The sequence below is a fragment of the Streptomyces sp. NPDC006743 genome (assembly GCF_040703815.1).
Lineage (GTDB): Bacteria > Actinomycetota > Actinomycetes > Streptomycetales > Streptomycetaceae > Streptomyces.
Genome location: NZ_JBEYJA010000048.1, coordinates 1 through 14,381 on the forward strand (window position 1 = coordinate 1; position 14,381 = coordinate 14,381).

Below are 14,381 nucleotides of genomic sequence, written 5' to 3' on the forward strand. Positions count from 1 at the left end.
GGTAGCTCCGCTACAAGGACCTTCCGGCGCCTTGCGATCGCACGCACCGGACGCCGCGAGCTGATCGGACTCCCCTTTTGTTCGCAGCTCTTAGCCGGCGGGGGAGGGACGGGCTAGCCGGCCCGGTGCACCACCGCGTCGCACAGCTGGAGCAGCGCGGTCTTGGCATCGCACTCGCGCAGCGGGGCGAGCGCGGACCGCGCCTCCTCCGCGTACCGCACGGTGTCGCGGCGCGCCTGTTCCAGGGCGGGGTGCGCGCGCAGCGCCGCCAGCGCCTCGGCGTGCCGCGCGTCGTCGCTCAGGTCGGAGTCCAGCAGTTCGCACAGGGCGACGTCCTCGGCGAGCCCCAGCCGGGCGGCGCGCTCGCGCAGCCGCAGCACCGGGAGCGTCGCGATGCCCTCGCGCAGGTCGGTGCCGGGCGTCTTGCCGGACTCGTGCGAGTCGGAGGCGATGTCCAGGACGTCGTCGGCCAGCTGGAAGGCCACGCCGAGCCGCTCCCCGTACTGCGTCAGCACGTCCACGACCGTCTCGTCGGCCCCGGACATCATCGCGCCGAACCGGCACGACACGGCCACCAGCGATCCCGTCTTGCCGCCCAGCACGTCCAGGTAGTGCTCGACGGGGTCCCTGCCGTCCTGCGGCCCCGCCGTCTCCAGGATCTGGCCGGTGACCAGCCGTTCGAACGCCAGCGCCTGCACCCGGACGGCCTCCGGGCCGAGGTCGGCGAGGATCTGTGAGGCGCGGGCGAAGAGGAAGTCGCCGGTCAGGACCGCCACCGAGTTGCCCCAGCGGGTGTTCGCGCTGGCCACGCCGCGTCGCACGGCGGCCTCGTCCATCACGTCGTCGTGGTACAGCGTCGCCAGGTGGGTCAGCTCCACCACCACGGCCGACGGCACGATGCCCGGCGCGTACCGGTCGCCGAACTGGGCCGCGAGCATCACGAGCAGCGGGCGGAACCGCTTCCCGCCCGCCTTGACGAGGTGCTGGGCGGCCTCCGTGATGAACGGGACCTCGCTCTTGGTGGCTTCGAGCAGCCCTTCCTCGACAGCCGCCAACCCGGCCTGGACATCGGCTTCGAGAGCCTGGTCCCGCACGCTCAGCCCGAACGGCCCGACGACGGTCACGAGGGGTCTCCTGTCTGCTGGTGTCTGCTGGCGCTACACGGTTTGTCGATAGGTCGCTGCCATCACTCAAGTCAGCGTATCCGGTCACGTTTCGATCACCGATAGCGCCCACCGATACAGGCCAGGTGGTATCGGATCACGACCGATATGTTTTCGATCACCACGTATGAACAGATATTTATCGACTCACTCCTCCCTACCCTGCCCCCTCCCGGGCCTCACACCGAGCACGACAGACCGGGACGGCCCGCGAGGGGCCGCGGCGACGGACGGCCACGGAGCGCGACGAACCCTTGTCCGCGTGAACGGAGCCACAGCCTCACCGAACGTGACAGCCCCCACCACCTCTCCCCTGCCCCGCCCCGACACGACCACTCCCCGCCTCTTCCCCGCCCCACCGCGCCGAAGGAGTCCGATTTACCCTTATTAGCATTTCAATTCCCGTTGGCCGTAAATGCTCCTGGCCGGATTATTCCGTGAGTTGGGTCACGCGCGGCCCGCCGCCCCGCCACTGCCCCGCACACCCCCGCTTCCCTTGCCCCGCATACGAGTTGACCGTTGGCAGAAGCAAAGGATCAAGCGCCCAAAACGCCCCGGATCAAGGTCAACTAGGGCGATGTATGAATCAGGTACTTGTTCGGGACATGTGCTCTCGCATACGTTCCCGGCCAGTCGGGTGGACGCCGAATCCTGCCACCGCCCGACATCCATCGACCGAACCACTTCATGGCAGGAGCGGGGGACCCAGGTAAGTCGCCGGGCCGGAGCGCCGTACGTCGTCCTACGTCGTACGCCGTGCCGGAACGGCTCGGGGTGAAGCCGTGCCACCCGAGGGCACGGCCGGGCACCTCCCCGCCCGAACCCGACAGCTCACCTCGCAGGCGACGGAGAGGAATCCCCCATGCCTGCAAACGGTCAGCGCCGTTCCCGCACCGCCCGCCTCGTCCGCACCCTCGCCGTCTCCGGTACGGGTGCCGCCGTCCTCGCCCTCCCGCTGATCGGCGCCACCAGCGCCTCCGCCGCCCCGGCGGCGACGACCACGGCCACCGCCAAGACGGTGAGCACGGTCGCCTACCCCAACACCCTGGACGGCTGGATCCGCGAGTCGCTCGCGATCATGGGCCAGAAGGGCATCCCCGGCACGTACAACGGCATCTACCGCAACGTGATACGCGAGTCCTCCGGCAACCCGCTGGCCATCAACAACTGGGACTCCAACGCCGCCAAGGGCATCCCGTCCAAGGGCCTGCTCCAGGTCATCCAGCCGACCTTCAACGCCTACCACGTGGCCGGCACGTCGTTCGACATCTACGACCCGGTCGCGAACATCACGGCCGCCTGCAACTACGCGGCCGCGCGCTACGGCTCCATCGACAACGTCTTCAGCGCGTACTGACGGATCCGGCTCTCAGACGAACAGTCGCTCGAGGACGACGGCCACGCCGTCGTCCTCGTTCGACGTGGTGACCTCGTCGGCGACCGCCTTCAGCTCCGGGTGGGCGTCGGCCATGGCCACTCCCCGGGCGGCCCACCGGAACATGGGGATGTCGTTCGGCATGTCACCGAAGGCGAGGGTGTCCTCGGGCCCCAGCCCCAGCCGCCCGGCGGCCAGGGCCAGACCGGTCGCCTTGGTGATGCCGCGGGGCTGCAGCTCCACGGTCCCCGGGCCCGACATGGTGACCGTGACGAGGGAACCGGCCACGCCCCGGGCCGCCGCCGCCAGCTCGTCGTCGGACAGGACGGGATGGCGCAGCAGCACCTTGCTGATGGGCGCGCGCCACAGGTCGTCGCGCCGCGCCACCCGCTGGGCGGGGAGCGTGGGGTGCGGCATGCGGTACTCCGGCTCGATGAGCGTGAGCCCGTCCACCCCGTCCTGGTCGACCGCGGCGTACACCTCCCCCACCTCCGCCTCGATCTTGCCGAGCGCCGTCTCGGCCGTCTCCCGGTCGAGCGTCCGCGACCACAGCAGGCGGTCCGAACCGGCGTCGTAGAGCTGTGCGCCCTGGCCGCACACCGCGAGCCCCGTACTGCCCAGGTCCTTCAGCAGCGAACGTACCCTCGGCGCGGGCCGGCCGGTCACGACGAGGTGCCGGGCGCCTGCCGCCGTCGCCCGCGCGAGTGCCGCGAGGGACCGCTCGGACAGGGTGTCGTCGCCGCGCAGCAGCGTTCCGTCCAGGTCGGTGGCGATGAGGGCGGGGGCGTGGGGAGCGGGCATGATCAGAGAATACGGATCCGCCACGCGGGTGACGTACGGGAACAGGACGGTGCGGCCGGTGCGGGGCGGGTCCTCCACCATGCGGTCCGCCTGTGCCGTCCCCTCGGCCGACCGGACGAACGCGCGGTCCCCGCAGAGCGGATCCGCCCCGTCCGCGTCCCCGGAGACACCGCTCCCGAATCGCCCGCCCCGGCACCCGGATTCGGACATCGCGAACTCTTTCGACACTGCCCAAGACGGCACCTCCCCCGTAACGTGTGGCGCGACCACATGAACGTGTGGCCCGGTGGCCCAGGCGCGCCCAGGTGCCGCCCCCATGGAACGCACGGCACACGAAAGAGAGGCAGAACCCGATGCCCCCCTTCGAGGTCCCCGAGGGCGACCCCTTCGGTCCGCACAACCTTCCCTACGGTGTCTTCTCCCGCGCCGGATCGCAGGAGCGGACCGTCGGCGTCCGGCTCGGCGACCACGTCCTGGACGCGGGCGCGGCGGCCGTGGCGCTCGGCTCCCCCTACGCCGCCCTGCTGGCACGGCCGACCCTGAACCCGCTGCTCGCCGCGGGCCGCACCGCCTGGTCGGACGTGCGGCGCGCGCTGACGGCGTGGGTGACCGTGCCCGCCCACCAGGAGACCGTGGCGCCGTTCCTGCACCCGCTGTCCTCGGTGACCCTCCACCTGCCCTTCGAGGTCGCGGACTACGTCGACTTCTACGCGTCCGAGAACCACGCCCGCAACGTGGGCCGGATCTTCCGCCCGGACGCCGAGGACTCGCTGACGCCCAACTGGAAGCACCTGCCGATCGGTTACCACGGCCGCTCCGGCACGGTGGTCGTGTCGGGCACGGACGTCGTACGCCCTTCGGGGCAGCGGAAGGCCCCCACCGACCCCGCCCCCGTCTTCGGCCCTTCCATCCGGCTGGACATCGAGGCCGAGGTCGGCTTCGTGGTGGGCGTGCCCTCGCGGCTCGGGCAGCCGGTGGCCCTCGCGGACTTCCGCGAGCACGTCTTCGGACTGTGCCTGCTCAACGACTGGTCGGCGCGGGACATCCAGGCCTGGGAGTACGTCCCCCTCGGCCCCTTCCTCGGCAAGTCGTTCGCCACGTCGGTGTCGGCGTGGATCACTCCGCTGGACGCGCTGGAGGACGCACGGCTGGCCCCGCCGCAGCGCACGCACCCGCTGCTGCCGTACCTGGACGACTCCGAAGAGGAGCCCGGCGGCTACGACCTGCGGATCTCCGTCGCGATCAACGGACACGTCGTCTCTCGGCCGCCGTTCTCCACGATGTACTGGACGGCCGCCCAGCAGTTGGCCCACATGACGGTCAACGGCGCCTCGCTGCGCACCGGTGACCTGTACGGGTCGGGCACGGTCAGCGGACCGGAGCCCGCCCAGCGCGGCTCGCTCCTGGAACTCAGCTGGAACGGCCGCGAACCGATCGAACTCCCGGACGGCAAGCGGACGTTCCTGGAGGACGGGGACGTGGTGACGCTGTCGGCGTGGGCGCCGGGCGCGGGCGGGGTCCGGGTGGGGCTGGGAGAGGTCACGGGGCGGATCACGGCGGGGTGACACCCCAGCCGTCGGAGCGGAGACCGCGCGGGACCGGGCACCGCCGGACCACGACACGGGGCGCCCCTCTCAGCCGCCGTGACGGAGATCCTGCCGGCCGGTCGCCGCCGGACCATGACTGGGGGCGCCCGTCCCCGTCATACTGGCGGCGGACCGGGTGGCGCGCACCGCACCGGCACGCGCACCGTGCCCGCACGGTCCGCGCGACACCACCGCGAACACCCGTCGGCCCCACCGCGCACCGCACGCCCGTACCACTGCGGGGACGGCCGCCGGCACCACCGCACCGCACGCCCCGCTCCACCGGCCGTCCCCAGACCCACCGCACCACGCGCAGCACAGCACCAAAGCACAGCCCGTTCCACCGCACGACCCGACACCCGCCCACCTCCGATCAGGATCCGGAGACCGTGGCATGACCGTCTGCCTGCTCCTGCTGAGCGCCGTCGCTCTGGCGGCCGCCGTGCCGGTTCCCCGCGCGCTGACCCGGGCGCGGTGGCCCGAGCGGGAACCCGTGGTCGCGCTGTGGGTGTGGCAGTGCCTGGTGGCCACCGTCCTGCTGTGCTGTCTGGCCGCCCTGGTCCTGGGCGCGGCGGCGGTCTTCCACACCGTGCGCGACCGGGTGTTCGCCCCCGCGCCGGACGCCGTGACCGCCGCCTACGACCTGTCGGTCGCGCCGGCCTGGGCAGCCGCCCTCACCCTGCTCCTGGCGTGCGGCGCCGCCTGGACCACCGCGATGCTCGGCCGTGAACTCGCCGAGGCCCGCCGTCGCCGCGGCCTGGCCCGCGCCCACCTGCGCGAACGCGCCCCCGACCTGCCCGCGGGCCTGCCCGTGGCGCGGGGGCCGATGCTGGTGCTGGAGGACGAGTACCCCGACGCGTGGTGGATGCCCGGCCATCCGCCCCAGCTCATCGTCACGACGGGAGCGCTGCAACGCCTGACGGGCCACCAGCTCGACGCGGTCCTCGCCCACGAGCGCGGCCACGCCCGCGCCCACCACGACTGGCTGCTGCACCTGTCGACCGCGCTCGCGACCGGCTTCCCGCGCATCCCGCTCTTCGCGCACTTCTGCGACCAGACCCACCGCCTGGTCGAGCTGGCCGCCGACGACACCGCCTCCCGCCGTCACGGCCACCTCACCACGGCCCTCGCCCTGATCGAACTCAACCAGCACCGCGGCGTCCTCTCCTGCGCCTCCAGCCACCGTCTGCTCGGTGAACGGGTGGACCGCCTCCTGGAGCCCCCGCCCCGGCTGGACCGCAGGCGCCGGGCCCTGACGACGACGGTGGCGGCCCTGGTACCGCTGCTTCCCCTGCTGATCACGTTCGCCCCCGGACTGACGGCGCTGGGGTGACGGCGCCGGGCGGACGGCGCTGGAGTGACGGGCCCAGGCGGGGCAGAGCTGGAGTGGCGGCGCCGGGCGGGCGCGCGCACCATGGGGCCCGCCCCGCCGCTCATATCCAGTCGTCGTCCGGTTCCGGCTCGGGCTCCGGGCCAGGGTCAGGGCCCGCACCGGCGCCGAACCGGTCGTCGGCCCCCTCGGCCGGTGCCGCCAGCGAGTCCAGAACCCGGATCACGCCCTCGCCGTACGTCGCGAGCTTCTTCTCGCCGACGCCGCCGACCGTGCCGAGCCGGTCCACCGACGTCGGCCAGGCCGTGACGATCTCGCGGAGCGTGGCGTCGTGGAAGATGACGTACGCGGGAACGCCCTGCTCGCGGGCCTGCTCGGCGCGCCAGGCGCGCAGGGCCTCGAAGGCGGGGAGCAGGTGCTCGGGCAGTTCGGCCACGGCGGCCTTGCCCTTGCTCCGCCCGGAGGCGGACGAGGACGACCGCGACGCGGCCGGCCGCTTCGGTTCCTTGCGCAGCGGTACCTCGCGCTCCGCGCGCAGCACCGCGCCGCTGGCGTCGGTCAGCACCAGCGTGCCGTACTCGCCCTCCACCGCGAGCAGGCCCTGGGCCAGCAACTGGCGCACGACCCCGCGCCACTCCCCCTCGGACAGCTCGGTGCCGATGCCGAAGACGGAGAGCTGGTCGTGGTCGAACTGGATCACCTTGCCGGTGCGCTTGCCCAGCAGGATGTCGATGATCTGCACGGCGCCGAACTTCTGCCCGCGCTCGCGCTGGAGCCGGACCACCGTCGAGAGCACCTTCTGGGCGGCGACCGTGCCGTCCCACGTCTCCGGCGGGGTCAGGCAGGTGTCGCAGTTGCCGCAGCCGGACTCCTGCGGTTCCTGGCCGAAGTAGGCGAGGAGCTGGCCGCGGCGGCAGGCGGCCGTCTCGCACAGGGCGAGCATCGAGTCCAGGTGGGCGGCGGCGCGGCGGCGGAAGGACTCGTCCCCCTCACCGGTCTGGATCAGCTTGCGCTGCTGGATGACGTCGTTGAGGCCGTAGGCCATCCAGGCCGTCGACGGCAGGCCGTCGCGGCCCGCGCGGCCGGTCTCCTGGTAGTAGCCCTCGACGGACTTCGGCAGGTCGAGGTGGGCGACGAAGCGGACGTCCGGCTTGTCGATGCCCATGCCGAAGGCGATGGTGGCGACCACGACCAGGCCGTCCTCGCGCAGGAAGCGGGACTGGTGCGCGGCGCGCGTGCCCGCGTCCAGGCCCGCGTGGTACGGCACCGCCCGGATGCCGTTGGCCGACAGGAACTCGGCGGTCTTCTCCACCGAGTTGCGCGACAGGCAGTACACGATGCCGGCGTCGCCCGCGTGCTCCGCGCGCAGGAAGGCCAGCAGCTGCTTCTTCGGGTCGGCCTTGGGCACGATCCGGTACTGGATGTTGGGCCGGTCGAAGCTGGCCACGAAGTGCCGGGCCTGCGGCATGTTCAGCCGCTGGGTGATCTCCTGGTGCGTGGCGTGGGTGGCGGTCGCGGTGAGCGCGATGCGGGGCACGTCGGGCCAGCGCTCGCCCAGCAGGGACAGCGTCAGGTAGTCGGGGCGGAAGTCGTGGCCCCACTGGGAGACGCAGTGCGCCTCGTCGATGGCGAAGACGGAGATCTTGCCGCGGGAGAGCAGGTCGAGCGTGGCGTCCACGCGCAGCCGCTCCGGCGCGAGGTAGAGCAGGTCCAGTTCCCCGGCGAGGAACTCCGCCTCGACCACGCGCCGCTCGTCGAAGTCCTGCGTGGAGTTGATGAAGCCGGCCCGCACCCCGAGCGCGCGCAGGGCGTCCACCTGGTCCTGCATGAGGGCGATCAGCGGCGACACCACGATGCCCGTACCGGGTCTGACCAGGGCCGGGATCTGGTAGCACAGGGACTTGCCGCCGCCGGTGGGCATGAGCACGACGGCGTCGCCGCCCGTCACCACATGCTCGATGACCGCTTCCTGCTCGCCCCGGAAGGCCTCGTATCCGAAGACCCGGCGCAGCGTGGCAAGCGCCTCGCTGTCCGTCACTGCCATCTCGGTGACACCGCCTGTCCCGCCCATCGTCTCGTCCCCCGTACGTCGTCCCTCGACCACTTCCTCCACGATAGGGGGCGCCGCCGACAGCGCTGGAGTTATCCACAGGCCGGACGCCGCGGCGCCAGGTCAACGACACCAGACTCGTTCACACGTACGCAGGAGACCTGCCCGTTTCCGGCCGATAGTCTGAATGCACCGGCGAGACTCCGTCCCATGGGAGCACTGATGAGCGTCGCACCGAAGGCGTCCAAGCCCACCTGGCCGACTCCGCCGGAAGGCGGCTGGACCGCCGACGACCTGGAGCGCCTCCCGAATCTGCCTCCGCATACGGAACTGATCGACGGGAGCCTGGTCTTCGTGAGTCCGCAAACCGCTTTTCATGAGCGCGCTGTCGACTTCTTCAAGTGGCAGTTGCAATCTCTGGCGCCGGCTGACTTCGAAGTCTTCCGCGAATTCACCATCGACATCGACCGCCAGAACAGGCCTGAGCCCGATGTGGTCGTCGTACGGGGAGACGTGGTGGAGGAGGAGCCGGAGCAGACCCGGTTCCCCGCGGAGGCCGTCCTTCTGGCCGTCGAGGTCGTCTCCGAGGACTCCGTCTCCCGGGACCGCGAGACCAAGCCCCTCAAATACTCCCGGGCCAAGATCCCTCACTACTGGAGGGTCGAGAACGAAAACGGCCGCGCCGTCGTGCACGCTTTCGAGCTGGAGCCCACGACCGGCTCCTACACCAGCGTCGGCATCTTCCGGGAGCGGATGAAGGTGGACGCCCCGTTCTCCGTGGACCTCGACCTGACCGGGATCAGAACGCGCCACGGAGGAAACCGGTAACCCTCCCCCGCACAGCCGAGCGGCCCGGCCCCACACGAGGGGCCGGGCCGCTCCGTCGTGCTGCGCGGCGGGGTTCAGCGCACGAACACCCCCGCCTGGTCCGCCAGGTCCAGGAAGTACTGCGGGGCCACGCCCAGCACCACCGTGACGGCCACGCCCACGCCGATCGCGGTCATGGTCAGCGGTGAGGGCACCGCCACCGTCGGGCCCTCCGGACGCGGCTCGCTGAAGAACATCAGGACGATCACGCGGATGTAGAAGAAGGCCGCGACCGCCGACGAGATCACACCGATGACGACCAGCGGTGCCGCGCCGCCCTCCGCCGCCGCCTTGAACACGGCGAACTTCCCGGCGAAGCCGCTGGTCAGCGGGATGCCCGCGAAGGCCAGCAGGAAGACGGCGAACACGGCCGCCACCAGCGGGGAGCGCCGGCCGAGCCCGGCCCACTTGGACAGGTGCGTCGCCTCGCCGCCCGCGTCGCGCACCAGCGTGACCACGGCGAACGCGCCGATCGTCACGAAGGAGTACGCGGCCAGGTAGAAGAGGACGGAGGAGACGCCGTCCTTCGAGGTGGCGATGACACCCGCGAGGATGAACCCGGCGTGGGCGATGGACGAGTACGCCAGCAGGCGTTTGATGTCGGTCTGGGTGATCGCGACGATCGCACCGCCGAGCATGGTGATGATCGCGACGCCCCACATGACCGGCCGCCAGTCCCAGCGCATCCCGGGCAGCACGACGTACAGCAGCCGCAGCAGCGCGCCGAACGCGGCCACCTTGGTCGCCGCCGCCATGAATCCGGTGACCGGGGTCGGCGCGCCCTGGTAGACGTCCGGCGTCCACATGTGGAACGGGACGGCGCCCACCTTGAACAGCAGCCCCATCACCACCATCGCGGCGCCGATGAGCAGCAGCGCGTCGTTGCCCATGGTGTTGGCCAGCGCCGGGTCGACGCCGGCCACGTTGCCCTCGACGACCTGCGCGATCGTCGTGTACGACACCGAGCCGGCGTACCCGTACAGCAGGGCGATGCCGAACAGGGTGAACGCGGAGGCGAACGCGCCGAGCAGGAAGTACTTGACCGCGGCCTCCTGCGACATGAGCCGCTTGCGGCGGGCCAGGGCGCACAGCAGGTACAGCGGGAGGGAGAAGACCTCCAGGGCCACGAACAGGGTCAGCAGGTCGTTCGCCGAGGGGAAGACGAGCATGCCGGCGACGGCGAACAGGAGCAGCGGGAAGACCTCGGTGGTGGTGAACCCGGCCTTCACGGCGGCCTTCTCGCTGTCGCTGCCCGGTACGGCCGAGGCCTGCGCGGCGAAGGAGTCGACGCGGTTGCCGTGCGCCTCGGGGTCCAGGCGCCGCTCGGCGAAGGTGAACAGGCCGACCAGGGCGGACAGCACGATCGTGCCCTGGAGGAAGAGGGACGGCCCGTCGACGGCGATGGCGCCCATCGCCGCGATGTGCGCCTTCGTGGTGCCGTAGCCGTCCGCCGCGAGCGCGACGACCGCGGCGAAGGCGGCGCACAGGGCTACGACGGACACGAACACCTGGGCGTGGTAGCGGGACCTGCGCGGGACGAAGGCCTCGACCAGCACCCCCACGATCGCCGCGCCCACGACGATGAGGGTGGGCGACAGCTGCCCGTACTCGATCTTCGGCGCGCCGATCTTGGCGATCGGGTCGGCTGCGGTTGTCCACAGGCTGTGGACGGCTGCTGCGCTCACTTGGCCGCCTCCACGTCGGGCTTGGGGTCGGTCTTGTGTACGTCGGACATGGTCTGCCTGACCGCCGGGTCGACGATGTTCGTCACGGGCTTCGGATAGACGCCCAGGAAGATCAGCAGCACGATCAGCGGGGCGACGACCACCAGCTCCCGCACTCTGAGGTCCGGCATCGCGGAGACCTCCCGTTTCACCGGGCCGGTCATCGTCCGCTGGTAGAGGACGAGGGTGTACAGCGCGGCGAGCACGATGCCGAAGGTGGCGACGATGCCGATGGCCGGGTACCGCGTGAAGGTGCCGACCAGGACCAGGAACTCGCTGACGAAGGGGGCGAGCCCCGGCAGCGAGAGGGTCGCCAGGCCGCCGATCAGGAAGGTGCCGGCGAGCACGGGCGCGACCTTCTGCACACCGCCGTAGTCGGCGATGAGCCGCGAGCCGCGCCGGGAGATCAGGAATCCGGCGACCAGCAGCAGCGCGGCCGTCGACAGGCCGTGGTTGACCATGTAGAGCGTCGCGCCGGACTGGCCCTGGCTGGTCATCGCGAAGATGCCCATGATGATGAAGCCGAAGTGCGAGATCGACGCGTACGCGATCAGGCGCTTGATGTCGCGCTGGCCGACCGCCAGCAGCGCGCCGTAGATGATGCTGATCACGGCGAGGACGAGGATCACGGGCGTGGCCCACTTGCTCGCCCCGGGGAACAGCTGGAGGCAGAAGCGGAGCATCGCGAAGGTGCCCACCTTGTCGACCACCGCAGTGATGAGGACGGCGACGGGGGCGGTGGACTCCTGCATGGCGTTGGGCAGCCAGGTGTGCAGCGGCCACAGCGGCGCCTTCACCGCGAAGGCGAAGAAGAAACCGAGGAACAGCCAGCGTTCGGTGCTGGTGGCCATGTGCAGCGAGCCGTTGGCGCGGGCCTCGGCGATCTCGGCGAGGGAGAAGTTCCCGGCGACGACGTACAGGCCGATCACCGCGGCCAGCATGATCAGGCCGCCGACCAGGTTGTACAGGAGGAACTTCACCGCCGCGTACGACCGCTGCGTCGCGGCCGTCTCCTCCCCGTGCTCGTGGGCACGGTCCCCGAAGCCGCCGATGAGGAAGTACATCGGGATCAGCATGGCTTCGAAGAAGATGTAGAAGAGGAAGACGTCGGTGGCCTCGAAGGAGATGATCACCATCGCCTCGACGGCCAGGATCAGGGCGAAGAAGCCCTGGGTGGGCCGCCAGCGGCGGCTGCCGGTCTCCAGGGGGTCGGCGTCGTGCCAGCCCGCCAGGACCACGAACGGGATCAGCAGGGCGGTCAGCGCGACCAGCGCGACGCCGATGCCGTCCACGCCCAGTTCGTAGCGGACCCCGAAGGCCGCGATCCAGGAGTGGGACTCGGTGAGCTGGTAGCGGGCGCCGTCCGGGTCGAAGCGGACCAGGGTGGTGACCGCCAGCGCGAGCGTGCCGAGGGAGACCAGGAGGGCCAGCCACTTGGCGGCGGCGCGCCGGGAGGCCGGTACGGCGGCCGTGGCGACGGCCCCGACGGCCGGGAGCGCCGCCGTCGCTGTCAGCAGAGGAAAGGACATCGGTATCAGACCGCCCTCATCAGCAGGGTCGCGGCGACCAGGAGTGCCGCACCGCCGAACATCGAGACCGCGTACGAGCGCGCGAAGCCGTTCTGCAGCCGGCGCAGCCGGCCGGACAGGCCGCCCATGGACGCCGCCGTGCCGTTGACGACACCGTCGACCAGGGTGTGGTCGACGTACACCAGGGACCGGGTGAGGTGCTCGCCGCCGCGGACGAGGACGACGTGGTTGAAGTCGTCCTGAAGCAGGTCCCGCCGGGCGGCCCGGGTGAGCAGCGACCCGCGCGGGGCGACGGCCGGGACCGGCCTGCGGCCGTACTGGGCCCAGGCGATGGCGACGCCGACGACCAGGCAGACCATGGTGGCGCCGGTGACCACCGCGGCGCTGACCGGCGAGTCGCCCTCGCTGTGCCCGGTGACCGGCTCCAGCCAGTGCAGGAAGCGGTCGCCGATGCTGAAGAACGCGCCGCCGAACACCGACCCGACGGCCAGCACGATCATGGGGACGGTCATGGTCCCGGGCGACTCGTGCGGGTGCGGTTCGGCGTGGGCGCCGCGCTCCTCGGCCGCCGGTTCCGCGCTGGGTTCGGCGGGCGAGGCGGTGGGCCGGTCGCGCCAGCGCTCCTCACCGAAGAACGTCATCAGCATCACGCGCGTCATGTAGTACGCCGTGATGGCCGCGCCCAGCAGGGCCGCGCCGCCGAGGATCCAGCCCTCGGTGCCGCCCTTGGCGAAGGCCGCCTCGATGATCTTGTCCTTGGAGAAGAAGCCGGACAGGCCGGGGAAGCCGATGATCGCGAGGTAGCCCAGACCGAAGGTGATGAAGGTGACGGGCATGTACTTCCTGAGCCCGCCGTACTTGCGCATGTCGACCTCGTCGTTCATGCCGTGCATGACGGAGCCGGCGCCGAGGAACAGCCCGGCCTTGAAGAAGCCGTGCGTCACCAGGTGCATGATCGCGAAGACGTAGCCGATGGGGCCGAGCCCCGCGGCGAGCACCATGTAGCCGATCTGCGACATGGTCGAGCCGGCCAGCGCCTTCTTGATGTCGTCCTTCGCGCAACCGACGATCGCACCGAACAGCAGGGTGACCGCGCCGACGACGGTGACGGCGAGCTGCGCGTCGGGCGCGGCGTTGAAGATCGCGCCCGAGCGGACGATCAGGTAGACGCCCGCCGTCACCATGGTGGCGGCGTGGATGAGGGCGGAGACCGGGGTCGGGCCCTCCATCGCGTCACCGAGCCAGGACTGCAGCGGCACCTGGGCGGACTTGCCGCAGGCGGCGAGCAGCAGCATCAGGCCGATCGCGGTGAGCTTGCCCTCGCCGGTGTCCCCCGCATGGCTGAGGACCGGGCCGAAGGCGAAGGTCCCGAAGGTCGTGAACATCAGCATGATCGCGATCGACAGGCCCATGTCGCCGACCCGGTTGACCAGGAAGGCCTTCTTGGCGGCGGTGGCCGCGCTGGGCTTGTGCTGCCAGAAGCCGATCAGCAGGTAGGAGGCGAGACCGACGCCCTCCCAGCCGACGTACAGCAGGAGGTAGTTGTCGGCGAGGACGAGCAGCAGCATCGCCGCGAGGAACAGGTTGAGGTAGCCGAAGAAGCGGCGGCGCCGCTCGTCGTGCTCCATGTACCCGATCGAGTACAGGTGGATGAGCGAGCCGACACCCGTGATCAGCAGCACGAACGTCATCGACAGCTGGTCGAGCCGGAAGGTGACGTCCGCCTGGAAGCCGGCCACCGGGACCCAGCTGAACAGGTGCTGGATCACCGTGCGGTGGTCGGCGCCCTTGCCGAGCAGGTCGGCGAAGAGGACCAGGCCGATCACGAAGGAGGCGCCGGCGAGCAGGGTGCCGATCCAGTGGCCGACGGCGTCCAGGCGCCGGCCGCCGGCCAGGAGGACGGCCGCTCCGAGCAGGGGCGCCGCGATCAGCAGCGCAATCAGGTTCTCCACGATT

General features: G+C 71.1%; 10 protein-coding genes and 1 riboswitch. Of the genes, 4 read left to right on the forward strand and 6 right to left on the reverse strand.

Translation table 11 applies throughout. From position 1 onward, the window contains the following. Positions 1-113: 113 nt before the first annotated feature. Complete coding sequence (locus tag ABZ719_RS29470) at positions 114-1,124, reverse strand: polyprenyl synthetase family protein (protein WP_366728207.1); 1,011 nt, start codon at positions 1,122-1,124, stop codon at positions 114-116. A gap of 702 nt (positions 1,125-1,826) precedes the next feature. Further along, positions 1,827-2,021, forward strand: a riboswitch (cyclic di-AMP (ydaO/yuaA leader). Positions 2,022-2,025: 4 nt separating this feature from the next. Between ABZ719_RS29470 and ABZ719_RS29475 the strand changes: the two genes are divergently transcribed. After that, on the forward strand, positions 2,026-2,520 hold the full coding sequence (locus ABZ719_RS29475; protein ID WP_366728208.1) for a transglycosylase SLT domain-containing protein: 495 nt from the start codon (positions 2,026-2,028) through the stop codon (positions 2,518-2,520). Between the two features lie 12 nt (positions 2,521-2,532). On the opposite strand, the gene ABZ719_RS29480 is transcribed toward ABZ719_RS29475, so the two are convergent. Further along, a complete protein-coding gene (locus ABZ719_RS29480) occupies positions 2,533-3,339 on the reverse strand; it encodes an HAD family hydrolase (RefSeq protein WP_366728251.1) in 807 nt (268 codons plus the stop codon). Between the two features lie 353 nt (positions 3,340-3,692). Between ABZ719_RS29480 and fahA the strand changes: the two genes are divergently transcribed. Both fahA and ABZ719_RS29490 read left to right on the forward strand, forming a co-directional pair. After that, a complete protein-coding gene (fahA, locus tag ABZ719_RS29485; RefSeq protein WP_366728209.1) occupies positions 3,693-4,904 on the forward strand; it encodes a fumarylacetoacetase in 1,212 nt (403 codons plus the stop codon). A gap of 415 nt (positions 4,905-5,319) precedes the next feature. Further along, positions 5,320-6,258 carry a M56 family metallopeptidase gene (locus ABZ719_RS29490; RefSeq protein ID WP_366728210.1) on the forward strand — a complete coding sequence of 313 codons (939 nt, stop codon included), beginning with the start codon at positions 5,320-5,322 and terminating at the stop codon, positions 6,256-6,258. A 100-nt stretch (positions 6,259-6,358) separates the two neighbouring features. Here ABZ719_RS29490 and recQ read toward each other — a convergent pair whose 3' ends face one another. Then, positions 6,359-8,326, reverse strand: a complete 1,968-nt coding sequence (gene recQ / locus ABZ719_RS29495; RefSeq protein WP_366728252.1) for a DNA helicase RecQ — start codon at positions 8,324-8,326, stop codon at positions 6,359-6,361. A gap of 201 nt (positions 8,327-8,527) precedes the next feature. On the opposite strand from recQ, the gene ABZ719_RS29500 reads away from it, so the two are divergent. Beyond that, the gene (locus tag ABZ719_RS29500) at positions 8,528-9,133 is read left to right on the forward strand and encodes a Uma2 family endonuclease (protein WP_366728253.1); all 606 of its coding nucleotides are present in this window, start codon (positions 8,528-8,530) and stop codon (positions 9,131-9,133) included. 74 nt (positions 9,134-9,207) lie between these two features. Here the strand turns inward: ABZ719_RS29500 and nuoN are convergent, their stop codons facing one another. Genes nuoN through nuoL form a run of 3 tightly spaced genes read right to left on the reverse strand, consistent with a single transcriptional unit; the run spans position 9,208 to position 14,377 of the window. Further along, the gene (nuoN, locus tag ABZ719_RS29505) at positions 9,208-10,857 is read right to left on the reverse strand and encodes an NADH-quinone oxidoreductase subunit NuoN (protein ID WP_366728211.1); all 1,650 of its coding nucleotides are present in this window, start codon (positions 10,855-10,857) and stop codon (positions 9,208-9,210) included. Next, on the reverse strand, positions 10,854-12,425 hold the full coding sequence (locus ABZ719_RS29510; RefSeq protein WP_366728212.1) for an NADH-quinone oxidoreductase subunit M: 1,572 nt from the start codon (positions 12,423-12,425) through the stop codon (positions 10,854-10,856). Before ABZ719_RS29510 ends, nuoN begins: the two co-directional genes overlap by 4 nt. Positions 12,426-12,430: 5 nt before the next feature. Further along, positions 12,431-14,377, reverse strand: a complete 1,947-nt coding sequence (nuoL, locus tag ABZ719_RS29515; protein WP_366728213.1) for an NADH-quinone oxidoreductase subunit L — start codon at positions 14,375-14,377, stop codon at positions 12,431-12,433. Between the last annotated feature and the right edge of the window lie 4 nt (positions 14,378-14,381).